Genomic DNA, 15,306 nt, shown 5'->3' with positions numbered 1-15,306 from the left:
TGCGCCAGCGCGGGAGCAATATGTACCCGCTGACGGAATGACGGGTTATTTCAGGCTCTCTTTATCGATTCCCAGACGCTTCATACGCGAGAGCAGGGTAGTACGCTTCAGCCCCAGCCGTTGCGCCGCACCTTTCGGTCCGGCTACCACGCCGTTGGTCTCCTTCAGCACTCGCATAATGAGCTGATATTCATCTTCTCCCTCTTTCGCAAGCTCGCTTGCGGCCACGGTCGTTTCAGAGAGAGTAACCTCTGGCAGGGAGAGCTGGAGCACGTTCCCGCGCGTCAGCAGGACCGCGCGCTCAATGACGTTTTCCAGCTCGCGCACGTTCCCCGGCCACTCCATCGCCGAAAGGGTGCGTAGCGTTTCGGCAGGAATACTGTCGATATTTCGCCCCATCCGGCGGGCAATCTTCGCGGTAAAGGCTTTCACCAACAGCGGAATATCTTCCGGGCGTTCGCGCAGCGGCGGCAGGCAGATCGGGAAGACGTTCAGACGATAGTAAAGATCGCTGCGAAACTCGCGGTCGGCGACCATTTTTTTCAGATCGCGGTTGGTGGCGGCAATCAGACGCACGTCGGTCTGGATCAGCTTGTTGCTGCCGAGACGCTCGAACTCCTGCTCCTGCAAAACGCGCAGCAGCTTAGGCTGAAGCTCCAGCGGCATATCGCCCACTTCGTCGAGGAACAACGAGCTTTTATCCGCCAGTTCAAAACGGCCCAGCCGCTGGCTGCTGGCGCCGGTAAACGCGCCGCGCTCGTGGCCGAACAGGTCGCTTTCCAGTAAGCCCGCAGGCATCGCCGCGCAGTTCATCTTCACCATCCGGCGGCTGTTGCGGTTGCTCAGGTTGTGGATCGCCCGGGCAATCAGCTCTTTCCCTGTGCCGGTTTCACCGAGGATCAGCACCGTGCTGTCGCTCTGCGCCACCATCTCCACCTGCTTGAGGATGTTGTACATGGCATCGCTGCGTCCGATGATTTCGCCAAACTCGCTGTCCACATTGTTGAGCTGCTCGGTCAGCGCCAGGTTTTCGTCCACCAGCCGTTCTTTCAGACGGTGGATCTCCTGATAGGCGAGGGCGTTATCCAGCGCAATGGAGATACGTTCGGCGATCTGGCGCAGCAGCTTCAGGTTGGCGGTGGTAAATACGGCTTCATCGCACTGCGCCAGTTTAAGCACGCCGAGCATGGTGTTGCCGGACATCAGCGGCAGCAGGCACAGGGTCTGGATCTTGTTGCCCCAGGTGTTAAACAGCATCCGCTCGTAGGGCGCTACCGGATCCTGCTCGCTGAGGTTTAACAGCAGGATCTCTTTGCTTTTAAATACCCGTTCAGACAGGGTTCCCGCTTCGTCCACTTCGCTTTGCTCGTGCGCCGGGTTAGCTTCGTCGAGGTAGTGGGTGGAGTAGATGTTCAGCTTGCCCTTACGGTTGCCGCGCAGCGCAATGCTGATGGCATCGATCCTGAAATAGTGATGGATCTCTTTGGCGACTTCGCTCACCAGTTCGTCCATATCGAGACGCGACAGCACGGCATTGGTGATGGCGACCAGTATGCGGAAATTATCGCGCTCGCGGCTCAACAGGTCGTAATCCACGTTATTGGTGACGCGGCTTTGGATCTGCTCTGCCACGACGGCCACAATCTGCGTGAAGGTATGCAACCGCTCGTACTCCGCCTCGGTCCAGGGCTGGTCGTTATTACGGATAAACTCGCAGCCGCCAAAAATTTGCCCTTCCACCGCCAGCGGCAGCATGCTGTAGTGGCCGAACGGGTGGTAAAGGTTGCTCTCTGCCAGCTTCGGCCAGGCCTGGCGAAACTGGTCAAAATTGCAGTGCAGCGCTTCCGGGCGGGAGAGAATACGTCGCACCGGACCGTGGGCCAGAAACGTTTCATCTTCATATTCGAAGATTTTGCCGTTATCACGCGTTGAGAAATAGCTCGCGCGGTGGGTTGCGCTATGCCAGAGCACAATGGCGGCGCTGTCCGCCAGCGCTGATTGCCTGACCAGCCGCGTCAGGGCATCGCTCAGCGCGCCGAGGTCGGGCTGTTGTAAAAGTGTGCGCGTGATGTCAAACAGGCCCTGCTGTCCAAGATCGCTCATCGGTGTATACGGCATTATTGCTTTCCAATAGAAACTGGCAAAAAAGAGACATTCAGCGCTGACCGCTTTTGGCGCGGTCTAGCAAATTCGGGGTAACGGTTCAGCGTGCGGCAGATCCAGCGTGCGCTTCACGCCGTAAAGCCCGGTCAGGCGCACCCCTTTGCGCTCAACCACGTCGCCGATGATGGCCGCGTCTTTCCCTAAGGGATGTGCGCGCAGTTGTTCAAGTACGGCTTCCGCCGCCGTGCGTTCCACGCCGATCACCAGCTTGCCTTCGTTGGCAAAGTTAAGCGGGTCTAGCCCTAATAGCTCGCACAGCCCGCGTACAGCAGGCTTAACGGGCAGGCCGCGCTCGGTCAGTTCAATTCCGCAGCCGCTGCTTGCGGCAAATTCGTGTACGACGGCATTCACGCCGCCTCGCGTGGCGTCGCGCAGGGCTTTTACACCCGGCATGTCGCGCAGCGTCTGGATCAGCGGCGTGAGTACCGCGCAGTCACTGTGCAGTTCGCCATTCAGCCCTAAGCCTTCGCGCAGGTTCAGGATGGTTGCCCCGTGGCAGCCCAGCGTGCCGCTGACAATCAGCACGTCGCCTGCGCAAAGCTGCTGCGCGCCCCAGTGAATGTCGGCGGGGATCGCCCCCATTCCGGCGGTGTTAATGAAGAGCTTATCCGCCGCGCCGCGCTGCACCACCTTGGTATCCCCGGTCACGATGGCGATCCCCGCCTCGCGGGCGGTGTGCGCCATGCTGTTGACCACCGCCGTGAGCGTCTCCATGGGTAACCCTTCTTCGAGGATAAACCCGCAGGAGAGGTAGCGGGGGATCGCGCCGCTGACGGCCACGTCGTTTGCCGTGCCGCAGACGGCGAGCTTGCCGATATCGCCGCCCGGGAAGAACAGCGGGTCAATCACGTAGCTGTCGGTAGAGAACGCCAGCCTGTCGCCGTGGGCGGTCAGGGCCGCGAGGTCAATACGCGCCTGATCTTCCTGCTCGGCGAGCCAGGGGTTGTTAAAGGCTTCCATGAACAGCCTGTTAATCAACTGCTGCATCGCCTGTCCACCGCTTCCGTGCGCCATTTCCACCGTGTTCATGCTTCACACTCCTGGTTGCGATAGTGGTACCACGCGGCGCATGCCCCTTCGGAAGAGACCATCAGCGCGCCAAACGCGGTTTGCGGGTTACAGGCGTTGCCAAATAACGGGCAGTGATGAGGTTTGCATTTGCCGGTGAGTACGTCGCCACAGCGGGCGCGGGGATCGTCGCACACCTTCTGCGGCTGCGGGCGGAAATGCGCTTCGGCGTCGAAGGCGCGATACGCGGGCGTCAGGTGTACGCCGGATTCGGCAATCAGCCCCAGTCCGCGCCACTCGCTGTCGCCTTCGACGCTAAACACGTCGGCTATCGCCTGCTGTGCCCGTCTGTTACCTGCATCGGGCACCACGCGGCGATACTGATTTTCCACCACACTCAGGGCCGCTATTTTCTGCTCAACCAGCATGGTCACGCCTTGCAGTAGATCAAGTGGCTCGAAACCAGCCACCACTAACGGACGATTGTACTGTTCAGCGATAAAACCGTAGGCTTCTGTGCCGATCACCATGCTGACGTGTCCTGGTGCCAGGAAGGCGTCGATGCCGTTGTCCGGCGCTTCAAGCAGGCTACGCAGCGTGGGAATAAGCGTGATGTGCTGGCAGAAAAAGTAAAAGTTAATGGCGTTGCGGGCTTTCGCCTGCTGGAGAGTGATAGCGGTGGCGGGCATGGTGGTTTCAAAACCCAGCCCGAAAAAGACCACCTTACGCTCAGGATTAGCCATCGCCAGCGTCAGGGCATCCATCGGTGAGTAGACGATCCGCACGTCCGCGCCGCGCGCCTTCGCCTGGAGCAGCGAGCCATTTTTTCCCGGTACGCGCATGGCGTCGCCAAAGGTGCAAAAAATCACACCGGGGCGGCTGGCGATGTCGAGACAGCTGTCGATGCGCCCCATGGGCAGCACGCACACCGGGCAGCCGGGGCCGTGGATAAATTCGATGTTCTCCGGCAGCAGCTGGTCGAGGCCAAATTTAAAGATGGCGTGGGTGTGTCCGCCGCACACCTCCATGATCCGCAGCGGTTTTTCTTTCGTGTAGTCCAGCAGGGACGCGCGGGTTTTCAGGCGATCGATAAGCTGCAACACCTGCTCAGGCGCGCGATATTCATCAACGTAACGCATGTGTTATCGTTCCTCACCATACAGCAGGGCACCCACGTCCGGCTCAACGTCGAACATATTCTGTAGCGCGTCCAGCGTGTCGCGTGCTTCTACCTCATTAATCACGCTCATGGCAAACCCCACGTGGACCAGCACCCACTGGCCGAGACGCGATGCGCCGGTCTCATCGTGGCTGCCCACCAGCGTCAGATCGACATCGCGCAGGATGCCGCAGACCTCCACTTTGGCCTGATTGCCGTCGATCGAATGAATTTGTCCGGGGACGCCTATGCACATCGTTCGCTCTCCAGCCAGTTCAGCCAGGCATCCATCCCGTCGCCGCGCGTGGCGGAAACCAGCAGGATCTCAATGTCCGGGTTCACTTCCCGGGCGTAAGCCAGGCACTTATCCACGTCGAAATTCAGGTACGGCAGCAGGTCGACTTTGTTCAGCAGCATGAGGGAGGCGGCGGCAAACATATGTGGATACTTCAGCGGCTTGTCTTCCCCTTCGGTCACGGAGAGCACCGCCACTTTATGCCGCTCGCCGAGGTCGAAGCTTGCCGGGCAGACCAGGTTGCCGACGTTTTCAATAAACAGGATGCCGTTGTTCGCCAGCGGCAGGCGCGGGGCGGCGTCGGCAATCATCTGCGCATCCAGGTGGCAGCCCTTGCCGGTGTTGACCTGAATCGCGGGCGTACCGGTTTCGCGGATGCGCGCCGCGTCGTTTACCGTTTGCTGATCGCCTTCGATAACGGCGCAGGAGACACGTTTATTCAGTCGTTTGAGGGTTTCGGTCAGCAGGGTGGTTTTACCGGAGCCGGGGCTGGAGACCAGGTTCAGTACCAGCTGTTGACGGGCGGCGAAGCGGGCGCGATTGCGGGCGGCGAGCTGGTTATTTTTGTCCAGCACGTTAATCTCCACCTCCAGCATCTCGCGCTGGCTGATGCCCGGCGCGTGGGTGCCTGCTTCGCCGTGGCCGTAATGCAGGTCGCCCGCGTCTGAACGCTGCGGCGCAAAGGTGATGCCGGTCAGTGCCGCCGCGGGACGTGGGGCAGGGGAAAAGGGCGCGGAGCGAAACGCGGAGTGGGGGCGGTGTTCATCCCCTTCTATATACAGGTTGCCTTCAGCGCAACCGCAGGTACTACACATACATTACTCCTTCTCGATTTCGAGGCGTTGGATCTGCATACCGTCATCCGCCACGATGCGCAGCCCGCTGCTCTGGCACTGCGGACAGCGCTGTACCTTCGATGACAGCAGCGTGACGTACTGCTGACACTGCTCGCACCAGCACTCCGCCTGCTGCTCCTCGATATGCAGTGCGCAACCCTCCGCCAGCGTGCCGCGGCACACCAGCTCAAAACAGAAGGTGAGGGCGCTGGTCTCGACGCAGGAAAACGCCCCGACCTTCAGCCAGACGCCGGTCACGCGCTTCGCATGGTTCTGCACAGCCTGCTGTTCGATAAGTTCCAGTGCCCGCTGGCAGAGGGTGATTTCGTGCATGACGCCTCCTTAATGAATTGCCCCTTTAATGCAATAACAGTGCCAGCTTGATTTGCGTTACGGCGTGACGATGTCAACGCTGTCGAAATGACACGTCGACACCGCAGCGGTGACAGTGCGCATCTCTTTAAAATCCATTTAAATCAATAAATTAAAAACTGGCACGAAATCTGCTTAACAGCCGCTAACTCCATTAACCGGATACCTTTTATGACTATTTGGGAAATTAGCGAAAAAGCGGATTACATCGCGCAACGTCATCAGCAGCTTCAGGATCAGTGGCACCTCTACTGCAACTCTCTGATTCAGGGGATCACCCTGTCAAAAGCCCGTCTGCACCATGCCATGAGCTGCGCGGCGCAGGGGGATATGCGCTTTGTGTTGTTTGGTCACTTCACGATTTTTGTCACCCTGGCAGAGAGCTTCAACAGCCACACCATTGAGTATTACGTTGAGACAAAAGAGGGTGAAAAACAGTGTATTGCGAAAGCCCAACTGATGGCCGACGGCATGGTGGACGGTCACGTCAGCACCCGCGATCGCCAGCAGGTGCTGGAGCACTATCTGGAGAAAATCGCGCCGGTTTATAACGGCCTCTACGCTGCCGTTGAGCACGATCAGCCGATCAACCTGAAACAGCTGATCGACGGAAAATCCTCCGCGAACGTGGCCTGAAAAGCGAGTGTCGAGAAGTGTCGATAAGACAGTTTTTTTTCGTCAAAAATGACCATCACCAGAGGATGACCCGGTGAACCGTTTTGTAATTGCTGACTCGACGGTCTGTATTGGCTGTCGAACCTGTGAGGCGGCGTGCTCGGAAACGCACCGCCTGCACGGGCTACAGTCCATGCCGCGCCTGCGCGTCATGCGTAATGAGAAAGAGTCTGCCCCGCAGCTCTGTCACCACTGTGAAGACGCGCCATGCGCGGGCGTCTGTCCCGTCAATGCCATCACCCGCGTTGACGGCGCGGTACAGCTGAACGAAAGCCTGTGCGTGAGTTGCAAGCTGTGCGGCATCGCCTGTCCGTTTGGCGCCATTGAGTTTTCCGGCAGCCGTCCGCTGCATATTCCGGCGAATGCCAACACCCCGAAAGCGCCGCCTGCGCCACCGGCTCCGGCACGCGTGAGCACGCTGCTCGACTGGGTGCCGGGCATTCGTGCCGTCGCGGTGAAGTGCGACCTGTGCAGCTTCGATGAACAAGGTCCGGCCTGCGTGCGCACCTGTCCGACCAAAGCGTTAATTCTGGTTAATATTCGCGACATCGCCCGCACCAGCAAACGCAAGCGCGAGCTGACCATCAATACTGACGTCGGCGATCTTTCGCTGCTGCGGGCGCTTAACGAGGGGGCGAAATGAACGCGATAGTTATGATGACCAGCGGCGTGGCCTGGTTTGCCGCCGCCGCTGTCCTGGCGCTGCTTCTCTCCTTCCATAAAACGCTGAGCGGCTGGATCGCCGGTATCGGCGGGGCGGTCGGCAGCCTGATGACGCTGGCGGCGGGCGGCGTTGTCCTGATCGACGGCCAATCCGTCGACACCCTCATCCCGCTGATTCACCACGCCGTTGAGCTTACGCCGCTAAATGCCATCTGGCTGGTCACCTTTGGTCTGTGTGGGCTGTTTATCAGCCTGTTTAATATCGACTGGCACCGCCATCAGCACACCAACGCCAACGGCCTGCTGGTCAACCTGTTGATGGCCGCCGCGGTCTGCACTGTTGTCGCCAGCAACCTCGGCGCGCTGGTGGTGATGGCTGAAATCATGGCCCTGTGCGGCGTGTTCCTGACCGGATGCAGCGCCTCCGGCAAGCTGTGGTTTGCGCTCGGACGACTCGGCACGCTGCTGCTGGCGCTGGCCTGCTGGCTGGTGTGGCAGCGTTTCGGCACGCTGGACTTTGCCGTGCTTAACGGCCAGCCGCTGGGGAATGACGTCTGGCTGTTGGGCGTAATCGGTTTTGGCCTGCTGGCCGGGATTATCCCGCTGCACGGCTGGGTGCCGCAGGCGCATGCCAATGCCTCGGCCCCGGCTGCCGCGCTGTTCTCCACCGTGGTGATGAAGGTCGGTCTGTTCGGCATCCTGACGATAACCCTGACGGGCGGCCAGCCGCCGCTGTGGTGGGGCGTGGCGCTGCTGATTGCCGGGATGATCACCGCATTTGTCGGCGGGCTTTACGCCCTGATGGAGCATAACATCCAGCGCCTGCTGGCGTACCACACCCTGGAGAATATCGGCATCATCCTGCTCGGCATGGGCGCGGGTGTCAGCGGGCTGGCGCTCAACCAGCCGGCGCTGATTGCCGCCGGGTTTATTGGCGGTCTGTATCACCTTATCAACCACAGCCTGTTTAAAAGCACCCTGTTCCTCGGCGCGGGCAGCGTCTGGTTTCGCACCGGGCACCGCGATATTGAAAAGCTCGGCGGGATTGGCAAAAAAATGCCCGTCATTTCGCTGGCGATGCTGGTCGGGCTGATGGCGATGGCCGCGCTTCCGCCGCTGAACGGCTTTGCCGGGGAGTGGGTGATCTATCAATCCTTCTTCGCGCTCGGCCAGAGCGACGCGTTTATCGCGCGGCTGCTCGGCCCGCTGCTGGCGGTTGGGCTGGCGATTACCGGGGCGCTGGCGGTGATGTGTATGGCGAAGGTTTACGGCGTCACCTTCCTGGGCGCGCCGCGCACCCGCGAAGCGGAAAACGCCTGTTGCGCCCCGGTGCTGATGGCCACCAGCGTGGTCGCGCTGGCGCTGTGCTGTATCGCAGGTGGGGTTGCCGCGCCGTGGCTGCTGCCGCTTCTGGGCCACGCCATTCCGCTGCCGCTGGCTACGGCGCATACCGTCGTGTCCCAGCCGATGATGGCGCTGCTGCTGATTGCCGCGCCGCTCCTGCCGTTCGTGCTGATGCTGTTCTTCAGACGCGACCGTCTCGCCTCCCGCTCGCGCGGCGCGGCGTGGGCCTGCGGCTACGAACACGAGCAGTCGATGGTCATCACCGCCCACGGTTTCGCCATGCCGGTGAAGGAGAACTTCGCCGCCGTGCTGAAGCTGCGCCACTGGCTGAACCCGGTGGGCTGGGTGCCGGGCTGGCAGAGCGCCGCCGTGCCCGTGCTGTTCCGCCGCCTGGCGCTGATCGAGCTGGCGGTGCTGGTGGTGATTGTCATTTCACGAGGAGCCTGACATGAGTTTGTTACTGGCAATACTTCAGGCGCTGGTGCTGTTTGCCGCCGCGCCGCTGCTGTCGGGCATCACGCGCGTGGCGCGCGCCCGGCTACACAACCGTCGCGGGCCTGGCGTGCTCCAGGAGTACCGCGATCTCTTCAAGCTGCTCTCCCGTCAGAGCGTCGCGCCGGATGCCTCAGGTTGGGTGTTCCGCCTGACGCCGTTCGTGATGGTCGGCGTGATGCTGACCATCGCCACCGCGCTGCCGGTAGTGACGGTGGGCTCGCCGCTGCCCGTGCTTGGCGATCTGATTACGCTGATCTACCTCTTCGCCATCGCGCGTTTCTTCTTTGCGATTGCGGGCCTGGACACCGGCAGCCCGTTTACGGGTATCGGCGCCAGTCGCGAGGCGATGCTCGGCGTGCTGGTTGAGCCAATTCTGCTGCTGGGGCTGTGGGTCGCCGCGCAGGTTGCTGGCTCGACCCACATCAGTTTCATCACCGACACCGTTTACCACTGGCCGGTTTCACGTTCGCTCCCGCTGGTGCTGGCGCTCTGCGCCTGCGCGTTCGCCACCTTTATCGAGATGGGCAAGCTGCCGTTCGATCTCGCGGAAGCGGAGCAGGAATTGCAGGAGGGGCCACTCACCGAGTACAGCGGCTACGGCTTTGCGGTGCTGAAGTGGGGCATCAGCCTCAAGCAGCTGGTGGTGTTGCAGATGTTCGTCGGCGTTTTCTTCCCGTGGGGGCAGATGACGCACTTCTCTGCGGGCGGCCTGCTGCTGGCCGTTGTGGTGGCTGCGCTCAAGCTGCTTATCGGCGTGCTGGTGATTGCACTGTTTGAAAACAGCATGGCGCGCCTGCGTTTTGTCGAAACGTCACGCATTACCTGGGCTGGTTTTGGTTTTGCATTTTTAGCGTTCGTCTCCTTGCTGGTGGCGTGATTAAAGAGAGTGTTTATGTCTGAAGAAAAGAAAGGTCAGCAGTATCTCGCCGCGTTGCATCAGGCTTTCCCGGGCGTGGTGCTGGAGGAGTCATGGCAAACCAAAGACCAGGTAACCGTCACCATTAAGGTGAACTACCTGCCGGAAGTGGTGGAGTTTCTTTACTACCAGCAGGGCGGCTGGCTGTCGGTGCTGTTCGGCAACGACGAGCGTCAGCTGTGCGGCAACTATGCGGTGTACTACGTGATGTCGATGGAGCAGGGCGAGAAGTGCTGGCTCACCGTGCGCGTCGAAGTTGACCCGAACAAGCCGGAGTACCCGTCCGTCACGCCGCGCGTACCCGCCGCCGTCTGGGGCGAGCGCGAAGTGCGCGACATGTACGGCCTGGTGCCGGTTGGTCTGCCTGACGAGCGTCGTCTGGTGCTGCCGGACGACTGGCCGGATGAACTCTATCCGCTGCGCAAGGACAGCATGGACTACCGCCAGCGTCCGGCCCCGACAACCGACAGCGAAACCTACGAGTTCATCAACGAGCTGGGCAGCAAGAAGAATAATGTGGTGCCGATCGGCCCGCTGCACGTCACCTCCGACGAACCGGGCCACTTCCGCCTGTTCGTCGACGGCGAAAACATTATCGACGCCGACTACCGCCTGTTCTACGTCCACCGCGGCATGGAGAAGCTGGCGGAGACCCGCATGGGCTACAACGAAGTCACGTTTCTTTCTGACCGCGTGTGCGGCATCTGCGGCTTTGCCCACAGCACCGCCTACACCACCTCGGTGGAGAACGGCATGGGGATCGTGGTGCCGGAACGCGCGCAGATGATCCGCGCCATTCTGCTGGAGGTGGAACGCCTGCACTCACACCTGCTGAACCTCGGCCTGGCCTGCCACTTCGTCGGCTTTGACTCCGGGTTTATGCAGTTCTCCCGCGTGCGTGAGGCATCAATGAAGATGGCGGAGATCCTCACCGGGGCGCGTAAAACCTACGGCCTGAACCTGATCGGCGGGATCCGCCGCGACCTGCTGAAAGACGACATGATCCAGACCCGCCAGCTGGCGCAGCAGATGCGCCGCGACGTGCAGGAGCTGGTGGACATGCTGCTCAGCACGCCAAACATCGAGCAGCGCACCGTCGGGATTGGTCGTCTTGACCCTGAAATCGCCCGCGACTTCAGCAACGTCGGCCCGATGGTGCGCGCCAGCGGCCACGCCCGCGACACCCGCGCCGATCACCCGTTCGTCGGCTACGGCCTGCTGCCGATGACCGTGCACAGCGAGCAGGGCTGCGACGTCATCTCCCGCCTGAAGGTGCGCATCAACGAGGTGTTTACCGCGCTGAACATGATCGACTACGGCCTTGATAACCTGCCGGGCGGCCCGCTGATGGTGGAAGGCTTCACCTACATTCCAAACCGCTTTGCCCTCGGATTCGCCGAAGCGCCGCGCGGGGATGACATTCACTGGAGCATGACCGGCGACAACCAGAAGCTCTACCGCTGGCGCTGCCGTGCGGCGACCTACGCCAACTGGCCAACCCTGCGCTACATGCTGCGCGGTAACACCGTCTCTGACGCGCCGCTGATCATCGGCAGCCTCGATCCGTGCTACTCCTGCACCGACCGCATGACCGTCGTGGACGTGCGCAAGAAGAAAAGCCAGGTGGTGCCGTACAAAGAGCTTGAGCGCTACAGCATCGAGCGTAAGAACTCGCCGCTGAAATAAGGACTCGTGATGTTTACCTTTATCAAAAAAGTGATCAAAACCGGCGCGCAGACCAGCAGTTATCCGCTGGAGCCGATCCCGGTGGATAAAAACTTTCGCGGCAAGCCGGAGCACAACCCGCAGCAGTGCATCGGCTGCGCGGCCTGCGTCAACGCCTGCCCGTCGAATGCCTTAACGGTGGAAACGGACCTGAAAACCGGCGAGCTGGCCTGGCAGTTTAACCTCGGGCGCTGCATCTTCTGCGGCCGCTGCGAGGAGGTCTGCCCGACGGTAGCCATTCGCCTGTCTCAGGAGTACGAGCTGGCGGTGTGGAAAAAAGAGGATTTCCTCCAGCAGTCGCGCTTTGCGCTGTGCAACTGCCGCGTCTGCAAGCGTCCGTTCGCCGTGCAAAAAGAGATCGACTACGCCATCGCGCTGCTGAAGCACAACGGCGACGTGCGTGCGGAGCATCACCGTGAAAGCTTCGAAACCTGCCCGGAGTGCAAACGTCAGAAATGCCTGCTGCCGTCTGACCGCATCGATTTAACCCGTCATATGAGAGAGGCCAGCTGATGGAAAACTTACTCGGCCCGCGCGACGCTAACGGCATTCCGGTACCGCTGACGGTGGAGGAGTCCATCGCCAGCATGAAGGCGTCGCTGCTGAAAAAAATCAAACGCTCGGCCTACGTCTATCGCGTGGACTGCGGCGGCTGCAACGGCTGTGAGATCGAAATCTTCGCCACCCTGTCGCCGCTGTTTGACGCCGAACGCTTCGGCATCAAAGTGGTGCCGTCCCCGCGCCACGCGGATATCCTGCTGTTCACCGGCGCGGTCACCCGCGCGATGCGCTCGCCTGCGCTGCGCGCCTGGCAGTCTGCGCCGGATCCGAAAATCTGCATCTCCTACGGCGCCTGCGGCAACAGCGGCGGCATCTTCCACGATCTTTACTGCGTCTGGGGCGGCACCGACAAAATCGTGCCGGTGGACGTTTACATTCCGGGCTGCCCGCCGACGCCCGCCGCCACGCTGTACGGTTTTGCCATGGCGCTCGGCCTGCTGGAGCAGAAGATCCACGCCCGCGAGCCGGGCGAGCTGGACAACCAGCCAGCCACTCTCCTGCACCCGGATATGGTGCAGCCGCTGCGTGTGAAGATCGACCGCACGGCGCGCAGGCTGGCGGGTTACCGCTATGGCCGTCAGATTGCCGACGATTATCTGCGCCTGCTGAGCCAGGGCGACCATCAGGTGGCGCGCTGGCTGGAGGCGGAAAACGATCCGCGTCTCAATGAGATCGTGGCAAACCTGAACAGTATTGTGGATGAGGCGCGTATCCGATGAGTGAAACGGTGGTGTTCAGCCAGCTGAGCCGTAAGTTTATTGATGAGAACGATGCCACGCCGGATGCGGCGCAGCAGGTGGTCTATTACAGCCTGGCGATTGGGCACCACCTCGGGGTGATCGACTGCCTTGAAACGGCGCTAAGCTGCCCGTGGTCCGAGTACCTGGCGTGGATCGCCACGCTGGAGGAGGGCAGCACGGCGCGGCGCAAAATGGAGGGCGTGCCGAAGTACGGTGAGATCGTTATCGACGCCAACCACATTGCGATGCTCGCCAACGCCTTTGACGCGGCGCTGAGCGTACAAACCCCGGCGCAGCAGGCGTGGAGCAAAACGCTGCTCGGCATGCTGCACGATATTCATCAGGAGAGCGCCATCTACCTGATGGTGAGGAGATTACGTGACTGACGTTTTACTGTGTGTCGGCAACAGCATGATGGGCGACGACGGCGCGGGCCCGCTGCTGGCGGAGATGTGCGCCGCGAACCCGCCGGGCAACTGGGTGGTGATTGACGGCGGCAGCGCGCCGGAAAACGACGTGGTGGCCATTCGCGAGCTGCGCCCGGACAGGTTGTTAATCGTCGATGCCACCGATATGGGGCTCAACCCCGGCGAGATCCGCCTGATTGACCCGGACGACATCGCCGAGATGTTTATGATGACCACCCACAACATGCCGCTGAACTACCTGGTGGATCAGATTAAAGACGACGTGGGTGAGGTGCTGTTTCTGGGCATTCAGCCGGACATCGTCGGGTTTTATTATCCGATGACGCCGCCGGTGAAAGAGGCGGTGGACGTGGTGTATTCACGGCTTGCCGGGTGGGTTGGGGACGGGGGTTTTCAGCCCCTCACCCCGGCCCTCTCCCCAGAGGGGAGAGGGTGAAAACCGCATCGAGCAGTTTGTAGGCCGGGTAAGGCAACGCCGCCACCCGGCAAAACAGGCTACGCCAGATCCGCCCCGTTACTCGCAATCACCTTCTTATACCACCAGAACGATTTCTTGCGCTTGCGGTCCAGCGTGCCGTTCCCGGCGTCGTCGCGGTCGACGTAGACAAATCCATAGCGCTTGCTCATCTCGCCTGTTGAGGCCGAGACCAGGTCAATGCAGCCCCAGGTGGTGTAGCCCATCAGCGGGACGCCGTCCTCAATCGCGTCACCCATCGCACGGATATGCTCGCGCAGGTAGCTGATGCGGTAGTCGTCGTTGATCTCGCCGTTTTCATCAATGACGTCCTTCGCCCCGAGGCCGTTTTCCACCAGGAACAGCGGCTTCTGGTAGCGGTCATACATCATGTTCATGGTGATGCGCAGCCCGAGCGGGTCGATGCCCCAGCCCCACTCGCTCACCTGAATATGCGGGTTGCGCAGGGACTTCACGATGTTCGCCGCGCTGGTGTTGCCCGCGTTCATATCCGCCGACGCGCAGCGCGAGGCGTAATAACTGAACGAGACAAAGTCGACGGTGTTTTTCAGCAGGTCGTCGTCGCCGGGGTCTTTCACAATCACCACCCCTTTCTCGCGGAACACGCGGGCGGAGTAGGCCGGATAGCTGCCGCGCGCCTGCACGTCGATAAAGAACAGGTTCTCGCGATCTTTCTCCAGTGCCATCCACACGTCTTCCGGCTTGCACGAGTAGGGGTAAAAATTGCCGCCCGCCAGCATGCAGCCGACCTGGTTTTCCGGGTTCACCTCGTGGGCGATTTTGGTCGCCAGCGCGCTCGCCACCAGCTCGTGGTGCGCGGCCTGGTATTTCACCTGGTCTTCGTTTTCCCCTTCCTCAAACACCAGCCCCGCGCCGGAGAACGGGCTGTGCAGCATAATGTTGATTTCGTTGAAGGTCAGCCAGTATTTCACCAGCCCGTTAAACGCCTCGAAGCAGGTGCGGGCGTAGCGGGCGAAGAAATCCACCATCTTACGGTTGCGCCAGGAGCCGTACTCCGTCACCAGGTGCATCGGCACGTCGAAATGGCAGAGCGTCACCAGCGGCTCGATGTTGTACTTTTTGCACTCCTCGAACACCGCGCGGTAGAAGGCAATGCCCTCCTGATTTGGCAACGGTTCGTCGCCGTTCGGGTAGAGGCGGCTCCAGGCAATCGAGGTGCGGAACACCGTAAAGCCCATCTCCGCCATCAGGGCAATGTCTTCTTTGTAACGATGGTAAAAATCAATCGCCTCGTGGCTCGGGTAAAATTCGTCGTCACGCAACGAAAACCGTTTTTCCTTGCCGACTTTTACCGCCAGACGGTTTGCGCCGTGGGGGATCATATCGACCGTTGTCAGTCCTTTGCCGCCTTCACGGTAAGCCCCTTCACTCTGGTTGGCGGCAAGCGCGCCGCCCCATAAAAATCCTTGTGGAAAAACAGACATTCTTAC

The 15,306-nt window shown here is 60.9% G+C and carries 16 protein-coding genes; 9 read left to right on the top strand and 7 right to left on the bottom strand.

Annotation, left to right across the window (positions count from 1 at the left end; genetic code table 11):
- Positions 1 to 45: 45 nt before the first annotated feature.
- The 6 genes from flhA to hypA all read right to left on the bottom strand — a co-directional run bounded on the left by flhA (position 46) and on the right by hypA (position 5,794).
- Complete coding sequence (gene flhA / locus ACOTX2_RS13295; protein ID WP_023330179.1) at positions 46 to 2,118, bottom strand: formate hydrogenlyase transcriptional activator FlhA; 2,073 nt, start codon at positions 2,116 to 2,118, stop codon at positions 46 to 48.
- Positions 2,119 to 2,181: 63 nt separating this feature from the next.
- The gene (hypE, locus tag ACOTX2_RS13290) at positions 2,182 to 3,192 is read right to left on the bottom strand and encodes a hydrogenase expression/formation protein HypE (protein ID WP_063147455.1); all 1,011 of its coding nucleotides are present in this window, start codon (positions 3,190 to 3,192) and stop codon (positions 2,182 to 2,184) included.
- Positions 3,189 to 4,310 (bottom strand): hydrogenase formation protein HypD, encoded by a 1,122-nt coding sequence (gene hypD / locus ACOTX2_RS13285; RefSeq protein ID WP_063147456.1) that lies wholly within the window; start codon positions 4,308 to 4,310, stop codon positions 3,189 to 3,191. The genes hypE and hypD overlap by 4 nt, the downstream gene beginning before the upstream one ends.
- 3 nt (positions 4,311 to 4,313) lie before the next feature.
- The gene (locus tag ACOTX2_RS13280) at positions 4,314 to 4,586 is read right to left on the bottom strand and encodes a HypC/HybG/HupF family hydrogenase formation chaperone (protein WP_063147457.1); all 273 of its coding nucleotides are present in this window, start codon (positions 4,584 to 4,586) and stop codon (positions 4,314 to 4,316) included.
- Positions 4,577 to 5,440, bottom strand: coding sequence for a hydrogenase nickel incorporation protein HypB (gene hypB / locus ACOTX2_RS13275; protein ID WP_023298470.1), 864 nt, complete (start codon positions 5,438 to 5,440; stop codon positions 4,577 to 4,579). The genes ACOTX2_RS13280 and hypB overlap by 10 nt, the downstream gene beginning before the upstream one ends.
- A 3-nt stretch (positions 5,441 to 5,443) precedes the next feature.
- Positions 5,444 to 5,794, bottom strand: a complete 351-nt coding sequence (gene hypA / locus ACOTX2_RS13270) for a hydrogenase maturation nickel metallochaperone HypA (RefSeq protein WP_022649168.1) — start codon at positions 5,792 to 5,794, stop codon at positions 5,444 to 5,446.
- Between the two features lie 210 nt (positions 5,795 to 6,004).
- On the opposite strand from hypA, the gene hycA reads away from it, so the two are divergent.
- From hycA to hycI, 9 genes are all read left to right on the top strand, one after another.
- Positions 6,005 to 6,469: a formate hydrogenlyase regulator HycA gene (gene hycA / locus ACOTX2_RS13265; RefSeq protein WP_022649167.1), complete on the top strand. Its 465-nt coding sequence runs from the start codon at positions 6,005 to 6,007 to the stop codon at positions 6,467 to 6,469.
- A gap of 73 nt (positions 6,470 to 6,542) precedes the next feature.
- Positions 6,543 to 7,151, top strand: coding sequence for a 4Fe-4S dicluster domain-containing protein (locus tag ACOTX2_RS13260; RefSeq protein WP_022649166.1), 609 nt, complete (start codon positions 6,543 to 6,545; stop codon positions 7,149 to 7,151).
- The gene (gene hycC / locus ACOTX2_RS13255; RefSeq protein ID WP_063147458.1) at positions 7,148 to 8,962 is read left to right on the top strand and encodes a formate hydrogenlyase subunit 3; all 1,815 of its coding nucleotides are present in this window, start codon (positions 7,148 to 7,150) and stop codon (positions 8,960 to 8,962) included. The genes ACOTX2_RS13260 and hycC overlap by 4 nt, the downstream gene beginning before the upstream one ends.
- 1 nt (position 8,963) lies before the next feature.
- The gene (locus ACOTX2_RS13250) at positions 8,964 to 9,887 is read left to right on the top strand and encodes a respiratory chain complex I subunit 1 family protein (protein WP_022649164.1); all 924 of its coding nucleotides are present in this window, start codon (positions 8,964 to 8,966) and stop codon (positions 9,885 to 9,887) included.
- A 15-nt stretch (positions 9,888 to 9,902) separates the two neighbouring features.
- On the top strand, positions 9,903 to 11,612 hold the full coding sequence (gene hycE / locus ACOTX2_RS13245) for a formate hydrogenlyase subunit HycE (protein WP_421625922.1): 1,710 nt from the start codon (positions 9,903 to 9,905) through the stop codon (positions 11,610 to 11,612).
- 9 nt (positions 11,613 to 11,621) lie between these two features.
- The gene (locus ACOTX2_RS13240; RefSeq protein WP_003862138.1) at positions 11,622 to 12,164 is read left to right on the top strand and encodes a formate hydrogenlyase complex iron-sulfur subunit; all 543 of its coding nucleotides are present in this window, start codon (positions 11,622 to 11,624) and stop codon (positions 12,162 to 12,164) included.
- Entirely contained in the window at positions 12,164 to 12,931 is a 768-nt protein-coding gene (locus ACOTX2_RS13235; protein WP_022649161.1) for an NADH-quinone oxidoreductase subunit B family protein, read from the top strand. The genes ACOTX2_RS13240 and ACOTX2_RS13235 overlap by 1 nt, the downstream gene beginning before the upstream one ends.
- Positions 12,928 to 13,338, top strand: coding sequence for a formate hydrogenlyase maturation HycH family protein (locus ACOTX2_RS13230; RefSeq protein ID WP_063147459.1), 411 nt, complete (start codon positions 12,928 to 12,930; stop codon positions 13,336 to 13,338). The genes ACOTX2_RS13235 and ACOTX2_RS13230 overlap by 4 nt, the downstream gene beginning before the upstream one ends.
- On the top strand, positions 13,331 to 13,816 hold the full coding sequence (gene hycI, locus ACOTX2_RS13225; protein ID WP_022649159.1) for a hydrogenase maturation peptidase HycI: 486 nt from the start codon (positions 13,331 to 13,333) through the stop codon (positions 13,814 to 13,816). The genes ACOTX2_RS13230 and hycI overlap by 8 nt, the downstream gene beginning before the upstream one ends.
- Before the next feature lie 59 nt (positions 13,817 to 13,875).
- Here hycI and ACOTX2_RS13220 read toward each other — a convergent pair whose 3' ends face one another.
- The gene (locus ACOTX2_RS13220) at positions 13,876 to 15,300 is read right to left on the bottom strand and encodes a 6-phospho-beta-glucosidase (protein ID WP_023298466.1); all 1,425 of its coding nucleotides are present in this window, start codon (positions 15,298 to 15,300) and stop codon (positions 13,876 to 13,878) included.
- Positions 15,301 to 15,306: the final 6 nt, after the last annotated feature.

The sequence above is a fragment of the Enterobacter cloacae complex sp. IR5412 genome, from assembly GCF_049237385.1.
In the GTDB taxonomy this organism is placed as follows: Bacteria; Pseudomonadota; Gammaproteobacteria; order Enterobacterales; family Enterobacteriaceae; genus Enterobacter; species Enterobacter intestinihominis.
The sequence above is the reverse complement of the archived record's forward strand: the minus strand, read 5'-3'. Positions and strand labels throughout refer to the sequence as shown.

Coding starts and splice junctions, on each gene's coding strand:
- flhA (WP_023330179.1), bottom strand. CDS start 2,118: ATGCCGTATACACCGATGAGCGATCTTGGACAGCAGGGCCTGTTTGAC.
- hypE (WP_063147455.1), bottom strand. CDS start 3,192: ATGAACACGGTGGAAATGGCGCACGGAAGCGGTGGACAGGCGATGCAG.
- hypD (WP_063147456.1), bottom strand. CDS start 4,310: ATGCGTTACGTTGATGAATATCGCGCGCCTGAGCAGGTGTTGCAGCTT.
- ACOTX2_RS13280 (WP_063147457.1), bottom strand. CDS start 4,586: ATGTGCATAGGCGTCCCCGGACAAATTCATTCGATCGACGGCAATCAG.
- hypB (WP_023298470.1), bottom strand. CDS start 5,440: ATGTGTAGTACCTGCGGTTGCGCTGAAGGCAACCTGTATATAGAAGGG.
- hypA (WP_022649168.1), bottom strand. CDS start 5,794: ATGCACGAAATCACCCTCTGCCAGCGGGCACTGGAACTTATCGAACAG.
- hycA (WP_022649167.1), top strand. CDS start 6,005: ATGACTATTTGGGAAATTAGCGAAAAAGCGGATTACATCGCGCAACGT.
- hycC (WP_063147458.1), top strand. CDS start 7,148: ATGAACGCGATAGTTATGATGACCAGCGGCGTGGCCTGGTTTGCCGCC.
- ACOTX2_RS13250 (WP_022649164.1), top strand. CDS start 8,964: ATGAGTTTGTTACTGGCAATACTTCAGGCGCTGGTGCTGTTTGCCGCC.
- hycE (WP_421625922.1), top strand. CDS start 9,903: ATGTCTGAAGAAAAGAAAGGTCAGCAGTATCTCGCCGCGTTGCATCAG.
- ACOTX2_RS13240 (WP_003862138.1), top strand. CDS start 11,622: ATGTTTACCTTTATCAAAAAAGTGATCAAAACCGGCGCGCAGACCAGC.
- ACOTX2_RS13235 (WP_022649161.1), top strand. CDS start 12,164: ATGGAAAACTTACTCGGCCCGCGCGACGCTAACGGCATTCCGGTACCG.
- ACOTX2_RS13230 (WP_063147459.1), top strand. CDS start 12,928: ATGAGTGAAACGGTGGTGTTCAGCCAGCTGAGCCGTAAGTTTATTGAT.
- ACOTX2_RS13220 (WP_023298466.1), bottom strand. CDS start 15,300: ATGTCTGTTTTTCCACAAGGATTTTTATGGGGCGGCGCGCTTGCCGCC.